At 51.9% G+C, this 6,000-nt stretch carries 3 protein-coding genes; all 3 read right to left on the bottom strand.

Features of this window, described 5'->3' with window-relative positions; genetic code table 11:
* Nucleotides 1-206: 206 nt before the first annotated feature.
* On the bottom strand, nucleotides 207-2,033 hold the full coding sequence (locus tag MXE41_RS11745; protein ID WP_247100616.1) for a hypothetical protein: 1,827 nt from the start codon (nucleotides 2,031-2,033) through the stop codon (nucleotides 207-209).
* Nucleotides 2,034-2,995: 962 nt separating this feature from the next.
* Nucleotides 2,996-3,430, bottom strand: a complete 435-nt coding sequence (gene umuD / locus MXE41_RS11740; RefSeq protein ID WP_246977621.1) for a translesion error-prone DNA polymerase V autoproteolytic subunit — start codon at nucleotides 3,428-3,430, stop codon at nucleotides 2,996-2,998.
* A gap of 1,105 nt (nucleotides 3,431-4,535) precedes the next feature.
* Nucleotides 4,536-5,795 carry a hypothetical protein gene (locus tag MXE41_RS11735; protein ID WP_246977622.1) on the bottom strand — a complete coding sequence of 420 codons (1,260 nt, stop codon included), beginning with the start codon at nucleotides 5,793-5,795 and terminating at the stop codon, nucleotides 4,536-4,538.
* Nucleotides 5,796-6,000 lie beyond the last annotated feature (205 nt).

Below are 6,000 nucleotides of genomic sequence, written 5' to 3'. Positions count from 1 at the left end.
GACAGCTCAATAAAAAGGCTCGTTGTGCGTCTGGCTGACGATGCTCAGCTGCTAAATGCAGTAGGCATAATTGCTGCCGCTTTAGAGCTGAGAAAAGCCGCTTAGCACGTATCATGCGTACGCCCTGGGCAGAGGGCGGCCCGGCAAAGAGCATGGAATCAGGCAAAGAGCCTGGACCGCCTGGTGCTTTATGCAATTCAGCTGTATTAATGGTCATGACCAAAGAGATCAGGGGCCAGCATATTGTGGCCTGATGGTGACTGTTTTCTGGTCTGGCTGGCGCCGCCCTTCTGGCTCTGACCACTGGAGCTGGCGTCTGGTGACTGTGCGGCGCTGTCCTCACCCCCGGCTGCGCCTATCTGACGACGCATGAGCTCTGCAACTGCCGGGGAGGCCACAGCAAAGCTGCGGGCCGGGGCGCCACGCTCCAGCTCTTCGGCTTCAGCCGAGCGCTGTCGTCCTTTGCGCAGACGCAGCCCAGCAGCGCTATTACCTCCTGCCTGGTCCGCACTACTGTCATCACCAGCAGGACCAGCACCAGCAGCTGATGAGCCTGCAACGGATGGATCTGATGTACCTGCATCATCCCCCTGCTCCATGGCACTGTGAGCATGCGTTTGGGTCTGGAATGTGCTCCTGGTCCCGGCATGACCGGCAGGACCAGCCGGTCCGGTGTTGTCCTTTCCGGCTGCCGCCTGCATGAGCTCCTGAGCCAGGATACTGCCGGCTGTTTCCATGGTTGAGCCCCTGAGCAGTGAGCTCATGTCCCCGTCAAGACGGCTTACCCATGGGCTGTGGGTATCCCCATCACCACTGCCATCAGCTGAACCTGCAGCGCCGCCATGGCCATGTCCATAACCAGAGCCAGAGCCATCGGCATAGCCAGTGCCAGCGCCAGCAGCTGACTGGTCATCGTACTCGTAATCAGTGTCAGATCCTTCAGGCTTTGGATCATGGAAAGTTGCTGCCTGCTGAGCCTCGCGCAGCCAGCGCCAGGAAACAGGTGAGCCCCTGCTGCCGGTAAAGGTCTCAAGACTGGTAAAGAGTTCATAAAGCCAGTCATCAGAGTTGAGCTCCATGCTGCTGAGCTCTTCATCGCTCATGGTGCTCATAAGGAAGGTCAGAGTCTCAGTGCTGTAAGGCAGCCCTGTACTTGAAGTGCCAGGCACCAGAGATGTTCCTGGTACCAAAGATGAGCCAGACACTGGCGATGCGGCTGCTGCGGCTGCATCAAAAGCTGAATCCCGGGACGGAGCTCGACGTGCAGCAATGGACATGAGCCTGTCAATCAGACGCTGTCTCTTTTCATGCAGCTGCTGACGGCGCATTAACGGGCTTTGTGGCAACTCAGGCATGCGCATCCTGCCATAAAGCTCATAAAGACGCTTGAGCACGGCCTTTTCAGCATAACTGGAGAGCACATGGCTCTTATTAGTGTCGATAAACTCGCCCAGATGGCTCTTTGGTATAGGAGAACCTGCAAAGTAATCAAGCACCGAGGCATAGCAGGGCCAGCCCATAAGCTCTACTGAAGTCAGACGGTCAAGCATGCCATAAGGCACTACCCACACATTGCCAAGACTGCTGCAGAAAATACCGGGAAACTCACGACGGCCCTGCTGGCCGCCAGCTCCGCCACCGGCACCGCTGGCTGCACCAGCTGCACCGCTGCCAAAGCCTGAGCTGCCAATATTTTCGGGAGCGGCAATAATCATGACATTGGTAAGACCACGGTCCAGGCCGTTCATGCGATCGTAATAGGATCCCTCAAAGCCAATTGCGCGACGGCGGGTACGCTCCATGGTGCGCATACGCTGCTCGGAGAGCTGATGGCGCTCATCGGCGCTGAGTCTGTCATAGCCGTTGAGATAGGCATTACTCTCCCAGGCCTGGTTGATAAGCTCGGAGACCATCTGGGAGACGGTTATGCCCCAGGTGGCAGCCATGTCCTTAAGACGGACATATTCCTCGTCGGAAAGAAAGACGCTGCGCTGTCTTTTAACTGAACGGCTGTCTTTACGTGGACGTCCCATATATTCTTCCTTGCTTAACCAGTCTTGCCGCAACCGAGCATAACAGCACAACAACCATGCCCACATGACCTGTACACGGTACCCTGTTCACAGCAACAATGACCGTGCCCTGTACACGTTGCCATGCTCACAGTGCACGGTGCCCATTATAAAGTGCCCAGCTCCATGCGTCTCACGTGCAAAGCCACTGATTCAGCCCTCAACCTCGATCTCATGCCGCCGTCACTACGAACTCAGCTCCGCCATGCAGCCAGGGAGCAACCCCAAAGCCTCAAAGTCGCAGCGCCGCATATCGCCGCGCGCAACCTGACATTTGGACCAGTGCTCATATCCATGGGCACATCCATGTACCATGTACCATCAGTTCCACTGCATTACGCCGAAACCAGGTAACTTGAACACCGATACATTCTACAAAATACTTTGCAAAGCATATGTCAGCTGCATACTTATGATCATGGATCATGGAAATTAGCGACCTGCCAGCAGGGCACTTTCCATAAGGCAGGAGTAGGGCCAGTCGGCTACAGAAACATGAGATACATGCATGAAACTGCGGGAGCAGTCTATGGAGGTGCTCCTTGGAACTCTTTTATGCTGCCAGTATGGTCAGCAGCGGTAATGTACAGATCCGGTAGTGATTTGAACAGCTCTGTGCTGGTGCAGGCTGGTATGTCTGGCGCTGATTGCTCCAGCTGCCGCCCATAACGGCTTCAGTTACATAACATCTGCAGGAGATGTTATGGCTGACCTCTGACAGCAGCCGTACTGCAGCCGCGCAGCACTCTCATCAGCAGCAAGTGCTGTTATGGCGGTGGCTGCTGGCAAAACGTAGTGATTTGATGCCACCTGTGCTCTGACAGCCAGGCTGATAGGGCAGCGAGCTCCAACAGCCCGGCATCCGGGCCAGTTGAGCCCTGACATTTGGGCAGTCAGGGCCGGTGGGGCTGAATCTGGCAGGTTCAGTGGTATTTGCGTATTACTGAGATTACCGGTCCGATTACTGTTACTTCGGTATACTCTCCAATAAATATTGGAGAGTATTCCTTATTGCATGGTACCAGCTGAGGTGGTGGTCCTTTGACCAGCTTTTTGATGGTGTACTCGCCGTCTACCATGGCAACTACTATGTCGTTGGAACGGGGCTCTATTGAGGAATCTACCAGCACGAAATCATCAGGCATAATGCCAGCCTCAATCATGGAGTCACCTGCCACTCTGTAGATATAGGTGGAACTTGGATGACTTACCAGGAATTCGTTGACATCAAGATTGCCGTCAATATAGCCGCCATTAGGGGCAGGAAAGCCAGCCTGAATGGTCTCAAAGGCCACAGGCAGACTAAGAGTGGTTTTAGGATTCGGCACCACGCCGTGAGGAATGACACGATCTGCCATTGCTCTTACCTCATTACACAAAAACAAAACACGTCCAGCTTCCACTGCCCGTCACTTATCAGCTACTGCTGATACTACGGTGACATTCACAGCCTGAGGTGCTGCTGCGCCACAGCCAAAACCGTTGCGACAGCTACTGCTGCAGCAAAAGCAGCTGCGCAGAGCTGCGCGCCTGCAGCGATGAATCACACATAGCCACTGTATCAGTGCTTATTGCTCATGGCCCAGAGCATAGATCCCAGAGCCTCAGTCTCAGACTCAGGCTAAGGCTCAATGTTCATGGCTTAGAGCTCAGGGCCATAGCTTAGGGCTAAGAGCCTCGGGTCTGGGGCCGCTGACTCTTAGCACAGGAGACTGTTGCTGTGCGCAGGCCAGTCATGGCGGCAGCAGGGTGCAGACCGATTCTGATGGTCACTTGCCACATGTGACCGAAATATCAGGGAGCTGCACTGTCAGAGCCGGGTGGAAAAACCGGGCTGCTCAGGTAATTATGCCTGAGCACAAAGCAAAAAGGCCCAAAACGGGCCTGAAAATGAACAAAAATTCCTGAACAGCATTTGAAACACTGTCTCTTAGACTGTCACAAAGTGCTTTTTTTAGCGCATTATGATGCTGGCATGGAGCTTTTGCAGACATGGCTGTAGCCTTGCTCCTGGCAAGGGACTGAAGTTAGATGTGGTGTGGTGAGATGTTGTTTGGTGAGGTCGGAACTGGGTGAGCCTTGCCTGCCTCATGTCAGGCAAACACTCATATAGTGCCCGCATACTGTTGCCATGAGAGGCATGAGGGGCTTTTGTTGTGGTCAAGGGCCTCAGCACAGCTGTATTTGTATGGGCTGAGCATTCGGCAGCAAGGCATGAAATGCATGACAGACATGAAATATATGACATGCATAACAGCACTTGCTGCAGGATGGGTGTTCGATGAATGATATCAGTACTGGTGTGTGATGGATGATATCCAGATTGGAGGGCAGTATGTGAATATGCTGGTGCCGTTATTTAAGACTTAAGGTAACGGCAACCAGCTTATGGTGGCAGGGTCTGTGATGGACCTGAAATCTGGTGGCAGACAGGCTCATTGCAAGGCTATCTGCCACTTAATATCAGGCTGCCTGGTAGTGGGCGTTAACGGCTGCAATAAGGCTGTCGTAATCGCCACTGGCAATATCATTGATGCTTTCGTCTTCAAGACCGGTGCTGAGCACATAAAGCAGATTGTTGAAGTCGTAGCCAGGCTCACACATATTGAGAAGACCTGGATCACTGTCAGACAGGTTTTCCCTGATACGGTTGATCTTGGAAAGAATCAGCTGATGCTGATAGGCAGGATCAATAACTCTGGTCTTGCCCATTGGATGGGCATGAGTCAGATGCTGAGTTGGAGTCAGCACAATCAGATTTTCCAGATATGCCGAAATCTCGGGGAAGACAGCCTCAGGGAAAATATGATGCACGTGTACTCCCAGACCGTTCACTTCAATATCATCATTGTGCTCAGTGACAGAAGCGCGGAACTGATCGTTGTACTCCTTAAGATACTGCTTGCTCTTGATGGACATGAGTTTGATATATCCATCATTGGGCATATCTGGCAGCTGTTGAGCATACTCCTGTCTGGTAACGCCCTTTGGCTTGTTGACCAGCAAATCACGGAAGTTATTGCGGTTGTACATCAAATCAGCGTAACCAATGGCCTGCTTTGAAATGGCACCGCGCTCAGTACCCCTTAGATTTCTGCTGAAAGCCAGAGGGTTAATGATCTTGGTAAAGATACGGCCACACTCAAGATCGCCATTGACAGGGGTGTTTTTCTGGGTGAATGAGAAGAAGCTGTGTCGCAGGGCATCCATTGCCTCAGGGGTCTGCTCATCAAAGAAAGCTTCAAAGTCTGGAGTCAGACCGCTGTCAGAGAGAACCTTGCTGATGTACTCAGTAACGAAATACAGAGAATTGAGCTCTCTTGCGGCAATAAACTTCAACACCTCAATATCGGCGACAGTATAAAAGTTGGTTTTAATTTGTTTGCCGTCAGGGGTGCCTTTCTGCTCGTTGAGAACACCGGCATAAGCAAGAAGCTTAAGCGGCTGAGAGAAAAACTTGTCGTACTCACTTTCTGCATTTTTGTCATGCACTGACGGCTTGCGGAAAATATCATGAACGTTTTCCTCAGCATACTGACAGCGCCAGATGTCAGTACGGGTAAAAGGCTCATTCTTCTCATAAGAGTAGTGCAGCACGCAGTCGGCAACAATCATCACTACATCAGGTGTGCACTTCTGGTCAATCCATCGAGCATTGTGACTCTTTCTGACATCGTAGTCATGAGAGTTTATAAAATCCAGAACATATTGCTTTGAAATCATATTAGGTACTCCGGTTTATAAGACTGAGCTGTGCTGTTCAGGACAGCATTTCTTATGTTTGATGATTAGCAACCCCTGGCAGAGATAAGGGGGCATCAGACAGATTTCAGGATTTCTAATTAAACCTCTGTAAAATATATTACAGAGTATTTATGAGTTAACGACCCGGCAATCAGGCCGGAATTATATCTGTCATTTCGTAAAA

It is taken from the genome of Anaerobiospirillum sp. NML120449, assembly GCF_023051105.1.
Lineage (GTDB): Bacteria > Pseudomonadota > Gammaproteobacteria > Enterobacterales > Succinivibrionaceae > Anaerobiospirillum.
This window is presented reverse-complemented; position numbering and strand designations above follow the sequence as displayed.